The organism is Acetobacter sp. JWB (assembly GCF_003323795.1).
In the GTDB taxonomy this organism is placed as follows: domain Bacteria; phylum Pseudomonadota; class Alphaproteobacteria; order Acetobacterales; family Acetobacteraceae; genus Acetobacter; species Acetobacter oryzifermentans.
The window spans coordinates 1408897-1425561 of record NZ_CP030871.1 but is presented as its reverse complement, the minus strand read 5'-3'; the positions used below and the strand labels follow the sequence as shown (position 1 = coordinate 1425561).

At 51.1% G+C, this 16665-nt stretch carries 13 protein-coding genes; 4 read left to right on the top strand and 9 right to left on the bottom strand.

Annotation, left to right across the window (positions count from 1 at the left end):
- Positions 1 to 33 precede the first annotated feature (33 nt).
- Both DS739_RS06815 and arfB read right to left on the bottom strand, forming a co-directional pair.
- Positions 34 to 252, bottom strand: a complete 219-nt coding sequence (locus DS739_RS06815) for a hypothetical protein (protein ID WP_006115480.1) — start codon at positions 250 to 252, stop codon at positions 34 to 36.
- A 243-nt stretch (positions 253 to 495) separates the two neighbouring features.
- The gene (gene arfB / locus DS739_RS06810) at positions 496 to 918 is read right to left on the bottom strand and encodes an alternative ribosome rescue aminoacyl-tRNA hydrolase ArfB (protein WP_006115479.1); all 423 of its coding nucleotides are present in this window, start codon (positions 916 to 918) and stop codon (positions 496 to 498) included.
- Between the two features lie 180 nt (positions 919 to 1098).
- Between arfB and DS739_RS06805 the strand changes: the two genes are divergently transcribed.
- Positions 1099 to 3234 (top strand): catalase, encoded by a 2136-nt coding sequence (locus tag DS739_RS06805; RefSeq protein WP_006115478.1) that lies wholly within the window; start codon positions 1099 to 1101, stop codon positions 3232 to 3234.
- 64 nt (positions 3235 to 3298) lie between these two features.
- Here the strand turns inward: DS739_RS06805 and nhaA are convergent, their stop codons facing one another.
- Complete coding sequence (nhaA, locus tag DS739_RS06800; RefSeq protein ID WP_006115477.1) at positions 3299 to 4534, bottom strand: Na+/H+ antiporter NhaA; 1236 nt, start codon at positions 4532 to 4534, stop codon at positions 3299 to 3301.
- A gap of 100 nt (positions 4535 to 4634) precedes the next feature.
- Entirely contained in the window at positions 4635 to 5819 is a 1185-nt protein-coding gene (locus DS739_RS06795; protein ID WP_006115476.1) for a lipase family protein, read from the bottom strand.
- A gap of 136 nt (positions 5820 to 5955) precedes the next feature.
- Here DS739_RS06795 and DS739_RS06790 point away from each other — a divergent pair, with 136 nt between their 5' ends.
- From DS739_RS06790 to shc, 3 genes are all read left to right on the top strand, one after another.
- Positions 5956 to 6537 carry a TetR/AcrR family transcriptional regulator gene (locus DS739_RS06790; protein WP_006115475.1) on the top strand — a complete coding sequence of 194 codons (582 nt, stop codon included), beginning with the start codon at positions 5956 to 5958 and terminating at the stop codon, positions 6535 to 6537.
- Positions 6538 to 6705: 168 nt separating this feature from the next.
- Positions 6706 to 7260, top strand: coding sequence for a TetR/AcrR family transcriptional regulator (locus DS739_RS06785; protein WP_006115474.1), 555 nt, complete (start codon positions 6706 to 6708; stop codon positions 7258 to 7260).
- 55 nt (positions 7261 to 7315) lie between these two features.
- On the top strand, positions 7316 to 9478 hold the full coding sequence (shc, locus tag DS739_RS06780; protein ID WP_006115473.1) for a squalene--hopene cyclase: 2163 nt from the start codon (positions 7316 to 7318) through the stop codon (positions 9476 to 9478).
- A gap of 118 nt (positions 9479 to 9596) precedes the next feature.
- Here the strand turns inward: shc and DS739_RS06775 are convergent, their stop codons facing one another.
- From DS739_RS06775 to DS739_RS06755, 5 genes are all read right to left on the bottom strand, one after another.
- Positions 9597 to 10298: a hypothetical protein gene (locus DS739_RS06775; RefSeq protein ID WP_162853390.1), complete on the bottom strand. Its 702-nt coding sequence runs from the start codon at positions 10296 to 10298 to the stop codon at positions 9597 to 9599.
- A gap of 63 nt (positions 10299 to 10361) precedes the next feature.
- Positions 10362 to 11813 (bottom strand): TolC family protein, encoded by a 1452-nt coding sequence (locus DS739_RS06770; RefSeq protein ID WP_006115471.1) that lies wholly within the window; start codon positions 11811 to 11813, stop codon positions 10362 to 10364.
- Positions 11814 to 12941, bottom strand: coding sequence for an ABC transporter permease (locus tag DS739_RS06765; protein ID WP_035353753.1), 1128 nt, complete (start codon positions 12939 to 12941; stop codon positions 11814 to 11816).
- Complete coding sequence (gene rbbA / locus DS739_RS06760) at positions 12941 to 15676, bottom strand: ribosome-associated ATPase/putative transporter RbbA (RefSeq protein ID WP_006115469.1); 2736 nt, start codon at positions 15674 to 15676, stop codon at positions 12941 to 12943. Before rbbA ends, DS739_RS06765 begins: the two co-directional genes overlap by 1 nt.
- Positions 15676 to 16659 (bottom strand): HlyD family secretion protein, encoded by a 984-nt coding sequence (locus DS739_RS06755; RefSeq protein ID WP_035353773.1) that lies wholly within the window; start codon positions 16657 to 16659, stop codon positions 15676 to 15678. The genes rbbA and DS739_RS06755 overlap by 1 nt, the downstream gene beginning before the upstream one ends.
- Positions 16660 to 16665 lie beyond the last annotated feature (6 nt).

Here is a 16665-nt window from a genome sequence, read left to right as displayed (position 1 = left end):
GGCCGTACAAAGCTGTAATGCGGCCTTTATTCGTTATTTACGGAACAGGATTTTTCTTGTTTTTACGCTGGGAAAAGGCACTTTTTCTTCTAACAAAGAATGGTTTTTCACCATTTTGTTTTCTGTATGAGTGGGATTTGGCAAAACATTTTTACTGGCTGCGTTGCCACCATCAGTTATATTCTGTTCCACCTTCTTTTTTGTTTTTGAAGGAGCAGAAGGAGCCTGATTGTTTACAAAGTGAGTGCGCATATTCTTTCTCCATCCAAGAAGAAGTCAGCCGCAGATGTTTCGATTGTACTTTAGGTAGATTTCGAGAAAGAAAATCATGTAACCAGACAGATAGAATATAATTCTAACCGCCAAGTATTGAGCCGTTATTCAACGCAGGAACGGATGAAACGTTCCAGAACGGATTGGGCTCTATATAAGGCAGAGCTAAAAATAATTTTCAAAGAAAATGCCAGCCCATCCACATTGGCTTATTTTACAATATCAATCATCAAACCGCACTGTGCGCCCCTGTTTAATACGTGCGCGATGCGCTTTTCCCTGCAACCGCCGTTGGCGCGCTGCGCGACTAGGCCGGGTGGCAACACGAAAAGCCGGACGATGTGCAGCCTCACGTATTAAAGCGGCTAAACGTTCCACTGCGTCTTCACGGTTGCGCTGCTGTGTGCGAAACCGTCGTGCTGTAATAACAATAACCCCATCACGCGTGGCCCGACTTCCGGCCAGTTCCAGCAAGCGCGTACGCACGCGATCTGGCAAAGAAGCAGAATGTGCCGCATCGAACCGTAATTGGGCAGCCGTAGCAACCTTGTTTACATTTTGCCCGCCAGGGCCAGACGCTAAAATATAAGTGACCTCCAATTCGGAATCGGCCAGAGAAATATTGGGAAGGATAGAGATTGCCATAAGGTCAGCATAACACGTTTTGTGTTGTTATGCTTGTGTGCCCAAAATCTGCCGTTGGAACCATTTTGCATCTCATGCGTAAAATTAAGAACACGGGGAGCGACGAAACCTTAGAAACGCGCGATTTAAGATTATGTAAAGGGACGACGCTCCCGCCGAAACACGGGCGAGGAGAAGATCATGGTTGTCAAAAAAAATACGCCAAGCAAGACTGCTAAACATGGTTTAAAAACAGATAAAAATAAAATTGAACCAAGCTATACCGAGCAACAAGGTAATGGGGGAGAAACACACCAGCAAGCTGGTGGTGATGTGGCAACGCTTACCTCTGCTCAGGGTATTCCTATAGCGGATGATCAGAACACTCTGCGTTACGGTGCACGTGGCCCGGCGTTGATGGAGGATTTCCATTTTCGGGAAAAGATTTTTCATTTTGACCACGAGCGTATTCCCGAACGCGTTGTGCATGCTCGTGGCTATGGCGCACATGGGTATTTTGAACTGACAGACAGCCTTGCAGACGTTACACGGGCCGCCATTTTTCAGAATGTGGGGGAACGCACGCCTGCCTTTGTCCGATTTTCTACGGTTGCAGGCTCTAAAGGTTCATTTGATGTCGCGCGGGATGTCCGTGGGTTTGCTGTCAAGCTTTATACCAAGGAAGGCAACTGGGATCTGGTTGGCAATAATATTCCGGTATTTTTCATTCAGGATGCCATCAAGTTCCCGGATATGGTGCATTCTGTAAAACCCGCGCCAGACCGTGATTTTCCGCAGGCGCAGTCTGCCCATGACAACTTCTGGGATTTCATTTCGCTAAGCCCAGAAAGCTTTCATATGATCATGTGGGTGATGTCTGATCGGGGTATCCCGCGTTCCTTCCGTTTTATGGAAGGATTTGGGGTGCATACATTCCGCTTTTTAGACAGCAATGACCGCTCAACCTTTGTGAAGTTTCATTGGAAGCCCAAGCAGGGCTTGCAGTCTGTTGTGTGGAACGAAGCCGTTAAGATCAACGGGGCGGACCCTGATTTCCACCGGCGAGACCTCTGGGGCGCAATTTCCAGCGGAGACTTTCCCGAATGGGAACTTGGTGTACAGCTCTTTGATGAAGAATTTGCCGAAAAGTTTGATTTCGATGTGCTGGACCCCACCAAACTTATTCCAGAGGAACTGGTGCCTGTCAGAATAGTGGGCCGTCTGGTACTGAACCGCGTTGTTGATAACTTTTTTGCCGAAACAGAGCAGGTGGCCTTTTGCACACAGAATGTGCCACCCGGCATTGATTTCTCAAACGACCCCCTGCTGCAGGGCCGAAATTTCTCATATCTGGATACACAGATCAAACGGCTTGGTAGCCCCAATTTTACGCATATCCCCATTAATGCTCCTAAATGCCCCATGGCGCATTTTCAGCAAGATGGGCATATGGCCATGCACAATCCCGTAGGCCGCGCCAATTATGAGCCGAATAGCTGGGGGACGGCAGGTGGCCCGCGTGAAAACCCCAAACAGGGCTTTCGCAGTTTTGCGAGCGAGGAAACTGGCCCCAAACGGCGCCTGCGGCCTGAAAGTTTTTCAGACCATTACAGCCAGGCCCGGCAGTTTTACATCAGCCAGACACCCATTGAGCAGAAGCATATAGCAGACGCCATTACGTTTGAGCTGAGCAAGGTGGAACGGCCAGATATCCGCTCTCGCGTTGTGTCGCATCTGCTACATATTGATGAGGAACTGGCAATAACGGTAGCAGACGGGCTGGGCTTACCATTGCCAGAACCCGCACAGGGAACACAGCCTACACGCACAGATCTTCCGCCATCTGATGCGCTCAGCATCCTTAAGAATGGGCCAAAAACATTTGCTGGCCGAAAAATGGGTATTTTGGCGACGGATGGTATAGATGCAGAGCTTTTTGCGGCGCTTATTGCCGTCCTTCAGGCAGAAAAAGCCGATTATGAAGTCGTTGCTCCCAAAATTGGCGGCATTACATTATCGGATGGCACCAAGATAACGGCGCAACAGAAAATAGATGGCGGCCCATCTGTACTCTACGATGCCGTAGCCATTCTTGCTTCCAAGGAAGGTACAAAAGTGCTGGCCGGTAATCCAGCAGCCAAAGATTTCCTGAGCGATGCTTTCACGCATAACAAATTTATTGGCTATTCTGCAGAAGCTGGCACGTTGTTTAAAAAGGCAGGTCTGGCAGAAGATGTTGATAAAGGCTGCATCAAACTTGGTAGCAAAAACGATGCCACTGCGTTTGTAAAAACCTGCGGCGCACTCCGCTTCTGGCAACGTGAAAAGCTGGATTAAGAATACACATCAGTCCTCACACGCGTTTATAAACGTGGGTGAGGACTACCCATTTTGCCAAAAGCTATTTGTTACTTATAGCCTCATAATTTGCAGGATACTGGCTGCGCTGTGTAACGGGTGAACAGCGCAACCAGCACCAGCCCGCCAAAGCCGCAACAACAGACCCGGCAAAAATCCCCATTTTTGCTGATACTACCGTATCCATATCCTGGAATGCCAGACCGGCAATAAACAAGCTGATGGTAAAACCAATGCCACATAGCAAGGAAAGCCCAAAAAGCATTTTCACCGATGTTGCCGCTGGGGCAGGGGCTATGCGCAACTGGAATGACAATATGGTTGCTCCAAACACACCAACGGGCTTTCCCACCACCAACCCCAATATGATGCCAAGGGGAACAGGAGCAAGAAGCCTGCCCAGATGCACGCCAGCAAGAGAAACCCCAACATTCATAAAGCCAAATAGGGGAAGCACCAGCCACGTAACAAAAGGTGTTAGTGCGGAGGATACTTTTTCAAGCGGTGTTATTTGTTCTGTATTTTTTGCACATGGTTGGGCGGGCAGGCAAAGACCAGTAATAACCCCGGCAAGCGTTGGATGCAGGCCGGAAGATAAAAGCATGCCCCAAAGCAGCAAGCACCCAAGGGCGTAAACCCACACAGATCTGCAATCCAACAACCGATTTGCAGCAATCATGGCCATGGTTACAAAAAGCACACCTACCAACGCGGGCCAATAAAGGGCAGAACCGTAAAACAGGGCAATAACAACAATGCCCAACACATCATCAAAAATGGCAAGAGCCATAAGCCACGCACGCGCCCCGGCAGAAACACGCGCCCCCAACGCCATAATAACGGGCAGTGTAAATGCAGCATCAGTGGCTACAGGAATGGCCCATCCATGAAATGCTTCTGCATGCCCATGCGTTACCAAAAGGTAGGTAAGCGCTGGCACAATCATACCCCCCAACGCGCCAATTAATGGCAAGGCAATCTGGCGCATGGATGAAAGATGGCCCGAAACCATCTCTTTCTTGATTTCCAGAATAATCAGCAGAAAAAACAGCGTCATCAACCCATCAGATACCCATGCCGTAAGTGTATCTGGCATATGCTGCTCTAAAAAAGGCAGCCGCATAGGCATTGTAATCAGGGTTTCATAACCATCAGACCAAGCCGAGTTTGCTAGGGCAAATCCTGCAAGCGAGGCTAGGAGCAGGGCTGTTGCACCTCCTGCGGGAGATTGCAAAAAACGTTGGATACGGTGAACACACGCAGCAGAAGTATCTGTCATGCGTGCATATTGAAGGCGTTACATACCCCACACAAGGGAAGAAAAGCGTAAAACCGCCGCTTCTCTTCCTATCAGCAAACCCCAATATGTCTGGGTAATTTTATTCCGGGGTTGGGGTGCATTGCGGCGTAACAGCTTGCCCGTTCATAACATCCTGCGTGAAAGAAGCTGAATCTGGCAACGAGGCATTTACCGTCTGATCATGGTTCAGGCTTTTGTAAACATGTGCCTGCACCACTGTGCCAGCAGCACAGGCAGCTTTTACCAGCCCGAGCTGAAGCGGTGGTGGCACATCCTTATCCAGCTCTCCTGTGCCCATAAACAGTGGTTGCGCCAGATGCATGGTAGGATATTGCATGGCCTTTAAGGCTGGAGAGAGATTTTTTGCAAAGTCAGGCTGAAGTGAATTGCTAAAATTCAACCCATCTGCCTTCACCTTATCTGTCAGCTCATGCACACATAAATTGGCTGCGGCACGGTAGGCTGGCATGGCTTTAGCTGTAAAAACGCTTTCTGGCTTAAAGGCTGTATCATACCCAGAAAGTCCCTGTGCCAGATAAAGCGTATAAACCATAACAGGATTATACGGCGCATTATCCGGCGCGGTTGCTATTTGCTTAAGCAGTTCTGGCGTAATATACGGCGCACCCGTGGCCACAGTGCCTCGGATATTCAAATCTGGCGCATATGTTGGTGCAAACGCTGCAGAGGCAAACGCTGCCCCACCACCCTGAGATTGCCCAACAATCATGATTTTGTTCTGCAAATCTGGCACCGAGGCCAAGGCCGCCTTCACACTGTCCAGCAGGTTATAGGCTTCCACGCGCGCGTTAAGATACGGATGAATACCGGAGGTTCCCAAACCCTGATAATCCGTACCTACTACGGCAAAGCCACGTTTCATCCATTCAGAGAGATAACGCTTGTTACGTGCGCTCCACGGATTGTTAGAGGGCGCGCAGTGGCCTGCAACACCTACCGTACCATGCGCCCATGCAACAATGGGCCACCCACCAGCAGGCGGCTTGCCTTGTGGTAGAATAACTTCTGCCGTAACCGGCACCAGCCCTTTGCCCGTAATACCATTGGTGGAAAGGTAGGTGATGCGCAAGGATCGCCCAGCATCAGGCAATGTAAAAGCCACAGGCAAAGATTGAGACGATGTCAACGTACCAGCCGCACCAGATGGGGTTGCCGATGCAGCAATGGCGCCGGAACTTGCACCCATAAGGCAAAGACCAGCAACCAAACGAGAAACATGATAAACAGAGGGGAGAAAACGCAAGAGATATCCTTCTTCAGGCTATTGGTCTTGTGTTTGACCGCCCGATACGCTGAAACTTAACAACGTTAAGAATGGAGCATGAGAAAAGAAAGTCAAGTGTTCTAATGGCTATCGCGAATATTCCGGAAAATACATCATGGCCCAGCCTGCTCAGCCTAAAAAAGCTTACCATCATGGAGATCTGCCAACCGCTCTTTTGCGTTCTGCGCGCGCCATTCTAGAGGAACAAGGCATTACAGCCCTAGGGCTGCGGGCCATTACGCGCCATACGGGTGTCTCACAAACAGCCGCAATTCCGCATTTTGGAAATTTAACAGGCTTGCTCAGTGCGCTGGCAACAATAGGATATGAAGAACTGGCAGCAACGCTTACACCGCTGCTTAATAAAGGGCCACACGCTGTTGGCGTGGCCTATGTACAATTCGCCATGCAACATCCGGGCCTGTTTACCCTTATGTTCCGTAGCGATGTAATTGATAGAAAAGACCCGCATCTGGCTGCAGCTGCGGCCAAAACATCCGCCATGCTCACTCAATGTGTAGGAGACCTAAAAGGCAAGCATTCCGCCCATACACGTGCTGGCGCACGCGCAGCCTTGTGGGCCAAGGTGCATGGCTTAGCTGTATTGGCGATAGACGGCCTTTTGGAAGCCTTGCTGACGCGAGAAGGCGAGGGCATGACTCTGGATGCGCTTATTGAAGATGCTCTTAGGCTGTAAATTTTGTTTTTATATTTATTATCATATAGTTATGGATGATTCTTCATTTGGAATGAATAGCTTTCTGCTATTCTAAAAATGCATCCGTGCATTCCAATAATGCGGTTGCACAATCATCGCTCCCATTTTAATTCCATCCAGACGGATTGAAATAATAAAGGACGGTGCATGGGCCGCCGCAGAACCATTGATCGGGAGAGCGTTCTGGACAGCGCGGAACAGCTTGTTCAGAAGGGCGGGGCAACTGCTTTAACGCTTGATGCCGTAGCCAAGGCCGCAGGAATTACCAAAGGTGGCCTGCAGTATTGCTTTGGCAATAAGGATGATCTGATTACCGCCATGATTGATCGCTGGATAGCAGCGTTTGATCTGGAAATAGCAAAATATGTGGGGCCCAAGGCTTCTCTGGCAGAGCGGGCACGCGCCTATGTTATGGCCTGCCGCCAGATAGATGCCGCCACGCAAGCCAGAATGGTGGGAATGCTCATTACCTTGCTGCAATCTCCCAAATACCTCAACCGGATACGGGAATGGTACGCCGGATGGTTTGGGGATTGTAACGCCACCTCGGAAGATGCGCATCAGGCGCGTACGGCAATTTTTGCCGCGGAAGGGGCTTTTCTTCTCAGAAGCTTCGGCTTTATCGCTATGGATCAGTCTGGATGGGATACAGTGTTTACAGATTGCCTGCGGCTTATTACGCCCCAAGCAGAAACACCGTGATCTTTAAAACAGGAACCAATGAGTCTTTCATGATATTTCGCGCAGGTATGACACAATGAATATGGCAAGCCGTTTTTCATTAAAGAAGATTTTGCGTTCTGGTTCAGACACTCAGGGAACAAACGTTAACACCCTTATTCAGTCTGGAAGCTCGGATATTGTGCGTCAAAAACCTGCTCCACAGGTTCCGGCAGATCTGTCCGCCCTTAAGGCAATGGGAAACAGCCTGACCCATACGCTCTCTTCTGCCTGTGAATGGTTGATGAAACAGCAAAAGCCCGATGGACATTGGGTTGGATCTGTTGGTTCCAATGCCTCCATGGAAGCTGAATGGTGTTTGGCCCTGTGGTTTTTGGGGCTGGAAGACCACCCTTTGCGGCCACGTCTGGGTAAGGCGCTCCTTGAAATGCAGCGTCCGGATGGATCTTGGGGCACATATTATGGCGCTGGTAGTGGTGATATCAACGCAACGGTGGAAGCCTATGCAGCACTCAGATCTTTGGGTTACGCAGAAGATGACCCAACTGTTAGCAAAGCCGCAGCGTGGATTATCAGCAAAGGCGGCCTGAAGAATGTGCGTGTATTCACCCGTTACTGGCTGGCCCTGATTGGGGAATGGCCGTGGGAGAAAACACCTAATCTTCCGCCAGAAATTATCTGGTTCCCCAATAATTTTGTGTTTTCCATTTACAACTTTGCGCAGTGGGCTCGCGCTACCATGATGCCGCTGGCTATTTTGTCTGCGCGTCGTCCATCCCGTCCATTGCGTCCGCAGGATCGGCTGGATGCCCTTTTCCCTGGTGGCCGGGAAAACTTTGATTACGAACTGCCCACCAAAGAGGGCAGGGATGTTATTGCCGATTTCTTCCGTATGGCTGACAAAGGGCTGCATTGGCTCCAAACCTCTTTCCTCAAGCGCGCTCCTTCGCGGGAAGCCGCCATTAAAGACGTGCTGGAATGGATTATCTGGCATCAGGATGCAGATGGCGGATGGGGGGGCATTCAGCCGCCGTGGGTGTATGGTCTGATGGCCCTGCATGGTGAGGGTTACCAATTCCATCATCCTGTTATGGCCAAGGCCCTTGATGCGCTGAATGATCCCGGTTGGCGGCATGATAAAGGAGATGCCAGCTGGATTCAGGCCACAAACAGCCCAGTGTGGGATACTATGCTCTCCCTTATGGCGCTGCATGATGCCAATGCCGAAGAACGCTTTACCCCAGAAATGGATAAAGCTCTGGATTGGCTGCTATCCCGCCAAGTGCGCGTAAAAGGGGATTGGTCTGTTAAGCTCCCCAACACAGAACCCGGCGGCTGGGCGTTTGAATACGCCAATGACAGATACCCCGATACAGATGATACCGCCGTTGCACTCATTGCCCTTGCATCCTGCCGCAACAGGCCAGAATGGAAAGCCAAAGGCGTAGAAGAAGCCATCGGCCGTGGTGTTCGGTGGCTGGTAGCTATGCAGAGTTCTTGCGGTGGTTGGGGCGCTTTTGACAAAGACAACAATAAGGGCATTCTTGCCAAAATTCCGTTCTGCGATTTTGGGGAAGCTCTAGACCCGCCATCGGTAGACGTAACAGCGCATGTTCTGGAAGCGTTTGGCTTGTTGGGCCTTCCGCGTGATCTGCCGTGTATTCAGCGTGGGCTTGCGTATATCCGCAAGGAGCAAGACCCCACAGGGCCGTGGTTTGGCCGTTGGGGTGTGAATTACCTGTATGGCACAGGGGCCGTTCTGCCCGCTCTGGCTGCCTTGGGTGAGGACATGACACAGCCCTACATTTCCAAGGCGTGCGATTGGCTGATTAACTCCCAGCAGGAAAATGGTGGCTGGGGCGAAAGCTGCGCTTCCTACATGGAAGTGGAATCCATTGGCCGCGGCACCACAACGCCATCTCAAACGGCATGGGCGCTTATGGGGCTGATAGCCGCCAACCGACCCCAGGATTATGATGCCATCGCCAAAGGCTGCCGTTATTTGATTGATTTGCAAGAAGAAGACGGAAGCTGGAATGAAAAGGAATTCACTGGCACGGGCTTTCCCGGCTACGGCGTGGGCCAAACCATCAAACTGGATGATCCAGCCATTTCAAAGCGCCTGATGCAGGGGGCCGAACTCTCACGCGCCTTTATGCTGCGTTATGATCTTTACCGGCAGCTTTTCCCGATTATTGCACTTAGTCGTGCTTCCCGTTTAATCAAAATCGGGAACTGATGCCGCAATGCTGGCCCATAAGGATACAGGATTACTCTCCTGTATCCTTTTTGCGTGAAATGCTGCACACATAACACTGCGCAGCGCGGGTAAGATGTTGCAGCTACAAATCTTGGCTTTAATGGCCAGAGGGCGTTATCTGGTCCTGATGCTCCGCAGCTTGGTTACTTGTCATAGCCATATCACCGCCGCCTTGCATACCGCCTCCACCACCTCCTCCATTACCACCACCGCCACCGGATTTTTCTGATCCGCCATCTTTCCCTTTCCCGCCAGATGCCTGCACGCGGGTTGGCCCTTGTGTAGGAATACTCAGATCAGATGGAATGGGGGCAAGATCCAGCGCCTGCCTTACAAAATTGCGCAAGGATACAACCAGATCATGCGTATGCACCCGCTGGCCCGCCACCAGTTCTCGGGCAGCGCGTTCCGCTAAGCGGACATGCTCTTCCGTACCTAGAAGAATAATATCGGATAAAGCTGCCTCTACAGCATCACGAATACGCCGCGCACGATCCGATGTGTTGGCATCTTCCAATACAGAAGTGGTTGTTATGGCTTCTGTATCTGCCGCCACGCGGAAATCTCGCTTATGCCTAGGATCTACGGCCAGATCTCCGGTAAAAGAGCCACCCAATGTGCGGTAAGCAGCAATCAATGTGCGCAAACGCTCATTGATCTGGCGGTTCATACGCTCCCGCCGTTGCTGAATCAGCACCATCATCAAAAGCCGGATGCCAACACCAATCAAAGTAATAAGCGAAAGCCCGATCATGGTGAACAGGAAACTGTGCCATGAACTAAAGTCTAGATTATGCAATATGGGCTCCCGATACAATCCGGCAAACAGTATACCTAAAAATACAACAATCAGGTGCTGGCCTTACCGTTTGGTTGTTTGCGTATCCCAGCCACCACCAAGAGCACGGGCAAGACGCACTGTTGAGAGGGCCTGCCGAGTTTGCGCACTTACCAGTTCATCTTGTGCAGAAATCTTTTTTATCCGGGTTGTCAGAATATCCTGCATGGTAAACTGTCCGCCCTCATAAAGCCCCTGCGCCTGAGTTGTGGCGAGGGTGAGGGATGAAACTTCTTTGCTCAGGCTGGCAATATTCTGGTCTGCGCTGGAACGGCTTTCATAAGCATCTTCTACTTCTGCCAAAGCTGTCAGCACAGTTTGATCATACGATGCCACAGCCTGTTTAAGCTGAGAGTCCGACGCGCGTATCTTGGCCTGTATGCGCCCAGCCGTAAAAAGAGGCAGATAGGCATTCACAGCCATAAGCCCACCAGAACCGGATACACCCGGAATGCCATCAAACCGCAAACGCCCATCACCACCAAAAAACTCTAGCCCAAACCGCGGCAAAAGGTCTGTTTTAGTGCTAATCAACCGTTCTAGATTGGCCTGCACAATGTTTTTTTGCAGCAATACATCGGGCCTGCGGTCTAATACTGTAGAAGGCAGTTCCGTAGCAGGCGGCGCGGGCACTCGGTATTGAGCCGGTGCGGTGATATCTGGCGCTTGTTCTGGGGGTAAGCCGGATAGAATAGCCAACCGATGGCGGCACGCATCCAATGCGGCAACTAATAATGGCCTTTGCGCCTGCACTTGCTGCACCTGCGCTGTTATGGTTTCCAGATCAGCCCGTGTGGTCTGACCTGCATCAAACCGAGCCGTGGCATACCGCACAAGCTCCTGCAACGTGCGGGCAGATTGATCCAGCAACACAATGCGTTGTTGCAGCCCGCGGGCTGTCAGATAGTTGGCAGCCACATCTGCTGCAATAGCCATATGCGTGCCATGTAGCACGTCTGCCGCTGCCAGAGCCATATGTTGCGCAGCCCGTTTACGCGCACGGTTGCGGCCCCAGATATCTGGCTCCCACGCCATGGTTATGCCAGCCAAATGCCCATCTGTTGCTGGGTCCTGAATATCCGGATCTGCCATCTTCATGAGCGGAGGCACCGGATGCCGCCAATCCACACCACCGCCCATCATGCCGCCTGTGGCTCCAATGGTAGGATACAAGGCAGATTTGGCCATTTGTGTATAGGCGCGAGATTCCTGCACGCGCTCCTGCGCCATCCGTATTTCGGGGTTAGCAGCCAGTGCATTCTGCACAAGTTGATCAAGCAACGGATCCTGCCACGCTGTCCACCAGTTTGTTAAGTCCGTAGGCTGTGCATCCTGTGGCGCGGCATTGAACTGAGCCGGAATAGCCACATGCGAAGGTGGTAGCGTGGTATGGAAAGGAGAGCACGCTACCAAACCAGCGCAGAGAAAAGTGCTGAGCAATAGGCGCGTAGGAAATGAAGAAAGAGACATCAGCATTCAATCCTGACGGGCAAGCATGGAGCGGAAACGAAGCAGCGCCATGGCAAGAAAAAGAGTAGAAGAGAACACAATAGCCAGCAGGGAAGGCCAGATACTTTCCAGCCCAGCACCGCGATATAAAATGGATTGTGAAATTTTGACGAATTGCGTGGTCGGAAAAAACCGCACCAGAGATTGCACAGCCTCTGGCATGCTTTCAACCGGCGTAGCTGCGCCAGAAAGCAGATAGGCCACAGCATAAACAGGCACCACCAAAAGCCCAAATTGCGGCATGGTGGGCGCAATGGTGGCCAGCATCATCCCCAGCGAAGTTACAGAAAACAGGTATAGAATAAGGCAGGCAGCAAACAATAACGGCGAGCCAGAAATAGGCACGGCCAACCCAATATGCACGATAATCCAAAGGGAAAGCATACTGGCTACAAAGATAACAGCACCATTTGCCAGAATTTTCCCAATAGCAATCTGGCTGGCAGAAACAGGCAAAACAAGCAGATGCTCAATGGTGCCGTGCTCGCGCTCACGAATAACAGCCGCCCCAACCAGCACAATGGAAAGAATTGTTGCATTGGTGACAACCTGCATAACAGATGTAAACCATGCAGATTCACTATTCGGGTTAAAACGGATACGGCTTTCAGGGTGAAATGGCATCAGCTTATTGATATCGGGGGAATGAAGCTGTGCCTGTACTTCACCCAGAAAAATCTGTTGCAGATAAACACTGCCCAGCCCAGCCTGTGTCATGGCTGTAGCATCAATCAGTTCCTGTATCTGCGGCATGCGGCCTGCCAGAACATCGGCCTCAAAACGGGGCGGAATATCAATAACAAAATTGTACGTGCCGTTATCCATACCCGTTTTGCCGTCAATACGGTTGGTTAGAGTAGGGGGCTTGAAGTAAGGCGGTAGCACAACAGACCGCAATTGGCGGGAAAGGGCTGAGTGGTCTTCATCAATAAACGCAACTGTTGCGTTTGCAACATCTACGCGCACCCCATGCGCTACAAGAACAATAGCCGCAGAAAATGCAAAAACAATCAGGCCCATCAGCACAAAATCGCGCATCAGGCTATGAAATTCCTTGCGGCACAGAAGGCCGACATTGATAAGCCAGCGCAGCATCACGTATCCTGCTTTTTCAAGAAAAGGCGAGCCCCCACCATGTAAAGGGCCGCAAACCCGCCCAACGCCAGATACATGCCAAGAAAGGATTGAACGCCCAGCCCCTTTGTAAAACTGCCAAGGCTGATAAGCTGAAACCACGAAGCCGGAAAAGCTTTACCAAGATAGTAGGTAAAGCCCGTAAGTGTTGAAACCGGATAAAGCAAACCCGAAAAATTGGCAGACATAATCAGGCAGATAATGGCCGTGCCAAAAATGGCAGCCACCTGAGAACTTACAAAAGTAGAAATCAGCAGCCCCAGCCCGGTGCTGGCCAAAATATACAGCGTAGCCCCAATACTCAGCCCGATAAAAGAGCCCTTAAGAGGCACACCCAGAACGGTAACAGAAAGTGCTACCAGCACCAGATAAGCCATAACAGCCAGGGCCACATAGGGCAGTTGCTTGCCCACCAGATACTGCCCGGAACTGGCGGGGGAGGCATACAGGTTCATAATGGAACCAATCTCCTTTTCCCGCACAACACCAAGGGCTGTAAGCATGGTGGGAACAAGAATAAGCGCCAGCATGATAGTGCCGGGAGTCATGGCGTAAATACTGCGAAATTCCTGATTGTACACAAAGCGCGGCACAATGCTGACGGGTATCAACCCAGATGTTACGGATGTCGGCAGGGTTTTCTGCATATTGGCCATATAGGTTAACAGCACGGCATCTGTATAAGAACGCACATTGGCGCTTAAAAAGGGCATGGAGCCATCAATAACCACACCAATGGCAGGGTTACGGCGTGCAGCAACATCACGCCCAAAACCGGGGGGAATATCCAGCCCCATTGCAACCTGTCCATGCTGTATGCGCGTTTCCAGTGTTTCGCGATCTGGCGAGAACGCAGTTTCCTGAAAATAGCGGGAGCCCCGAAACTGCTCCACAAGTTCACGGCTGGCGTGGGTATGATCGTAATCTACCACGGTGTAGCGAATGGTATTGATGTCGAACGAAATACTGTAAGCTGAAATCAACAGCAAAATAGTCGGGCCAAGAATGGCAAACATCAGCCGCAGGCGATCACGCATCAGTTCCACAGCCTCACGCCGCGCAAAAGCCCAGCAGCGTGAAAACCAGCGTATATAGGGCGGTATTGTCCGCATTGCAGCAGTTGATTCTGAAGCGGTCTGTTGAGGCTTGGCAACAGCTATGGAATTGCCCGCTTTTTCTAGACAAGCAATAAAAGCATCTTCCAGAGTGGAAGCGCCTTCCTCCTGCGTAATTTCTGCCGGGGTGCCCATGGCCAGCACTTTGCCCTTATCCATAAGGGAAATGCGGTCACACCGGGCGGCTTCATTCATGAAGTGCGTAGAAACAAAAATGGTCACATGTTTCTGGCGTGAAAGCGCTACAAGATGCTTCCAGAACATGTCCCGCGCAGCTGGGTCCACGCCAGACGTTGGCTCATCCAAAATAAGGATATCGGGGTTGTTAATGCAGGCGGCCGCAAGTTGCAGCCGTTGCCGAAACCCCAAGGGCAGGCCTGTTGGGCGACTATCGGCCTCTGCCCCCAACTGAAAGCTCTGGAGCATGTTGTCAACACGCTGTTTGGCCTCGGCTGGCGGAAGCTGAAAAAGCTCTGCTTGCAACATAAGGTTCTGGCGTAACGTCAGTTCTTCATACAAAGAAAAACCTTGAGACATGTAGCCAATACGCATGCGCGTTTTCATGTCTCCCGGTGTTATCGGGCGGCCAAACAGGGTTGCCGTGCCACTGGTAATATCCAGCAGCCCTGTCAGCATTTTCATGGTGGTGGATTTACCGCACCCGTTAGAACCCAGAAAGCCAAAAATCTCACCCCGACGGATACGGAAGCTAACGTGATCTACCGCTGTGAAAGATCCAAATTTGCGTGTCAGGTTTTCTGCATCAATAACGGGAGAGCTGCCATCATCCTGATAAGGCGGAATTGTAAAATCCGAAATTTCTTTTTGGTCTGCCGCAGGTAGGAGAGAGATATAAGCTGCTTCCACCGTTGTGGTGTGGGTCTGCTTTTTAACTTCCTCCGTAGGGCCAGAAGCCAGAATACGCCCATCATTCATGGCCACCAGCCATGAAAAGCGCTCGGCTTCGTCCATATACGCGGTAGAAACAATAACCGTCATGGAGGGCCGTTCAGCCCGCATTTGTTCCACCAACGCCCAGAACTGACGCCGAGAAAGTGGGTCCACCCCCGTTGTGGGTTCATCCAGAATAAGCAGATCTGGCTCATGCACCAAAGAGCAACACAGGCTGACCTTTTGCTTCATACCGCCAGAAAGATGGCCTGCGGGCCTATCGGGAAAAGGGGCAAGGCCCGTGGCATCCAGCAGATGCGTAATACGGTTGGCGCGGGTTGTGGCATCCAATGCAAATAGCCGACCAAAAAAATCGATATTCTCGCGCACGGAAAGGGTAGGGTAGAGGTTCTTGCCCAACCCTTGCGGCATAAAAGCGAGGCGGGAAAGAAAAGCCTCCCGTTCGGCTCTATTGCTGATATCCACCCCAAGCGTGTGAATAGACCCGCGCTGAAGATGCCGAACGCCTGCAATCAGCCCCAGAAGTGTTGATTTACCAACACCATCTGGCCCAATAAACGCAATGGTTTGCCCTGCGGGAAGGGTGAGAGAAATATCGTGCAGAACATTACGCCCATTATAGGCATGGCTTACGCCTTCAACACGAATTCCAGCAGCAGATACCTCCATTATCTGGCATCGCCAGACAGTGCAGCTTTAGGCCATGCTGCATCTGGCCGTTGCTTGATATAGCCTTCACCCGTCATTCCAGCTTTTAACAATGCGCCAAGACGTTTCTGTTCATCCGCGGTTACACGCAGTTTTACACGGTATACAAGCTGTTCACGCTCGGTGGCTGTTTCCACATATTTTGGCGTAAACTGAGCCTGACTATCAATAAAGGAAACGGTTGCAGAAACAGGCATATCCATCCCATCAAACCGGATACGCGCTTCATCACCTACTTTAAGATTATTGATGGATGCAGTGGGGAAAAACAACGTCATGTAAGGGTCAACTGGATCCAGCATGGAATACACGCGCCCACCTGGCGGTAAAACACTACCTGTTTCAATAACGCGGTATTCGATACGGCCAGAAACAGGGGCACGGATAGTCATATCATCCAGCACGGTTTGAACCTGATTAACCTGCGCTACGGCTCCCTCCTTGGCATGCAAGGCTTCCTGCACAGCCTGAGAGGCTGCATTTACCGCTGCTTGTGCTGTTTCAACCTGTGTGCGCCTTTGTGTCACTTCCATATCGGAAATCAGGTTCTGTTGCCGCATCTTTTGGGCATGGCGCAGTTCATCATGCGCAAGTTGCAATGCGGCCTGCCGCGCTACAAGCTCAGCCGAGGCCCGACCAGCCGCACTTGTGGCGCGGTTTTCCTGCGCTCTTGTCTGGTCGTATTGTGCCTGAATGGTGGCTTTATCTTCCTGCGCAAGAATTTGGCCAGAGGTTACATTATCACCTTCCTGCACCAGCAATTGCGTAATGCGTCCCGGGTATTTTACGGCCACATCCACACGGGTAAATTCCAGCCGCCCATTGCCGTAAATAATGCCATCAGGAACACTTTGAGCCACTTGATGCTCATGCCACGCGAAGGCTCCACCCGCGACCGCAAAGAGAGAAATGGCGATAATTGTAATTTTGGCAGGAGCTTTCACAATAAA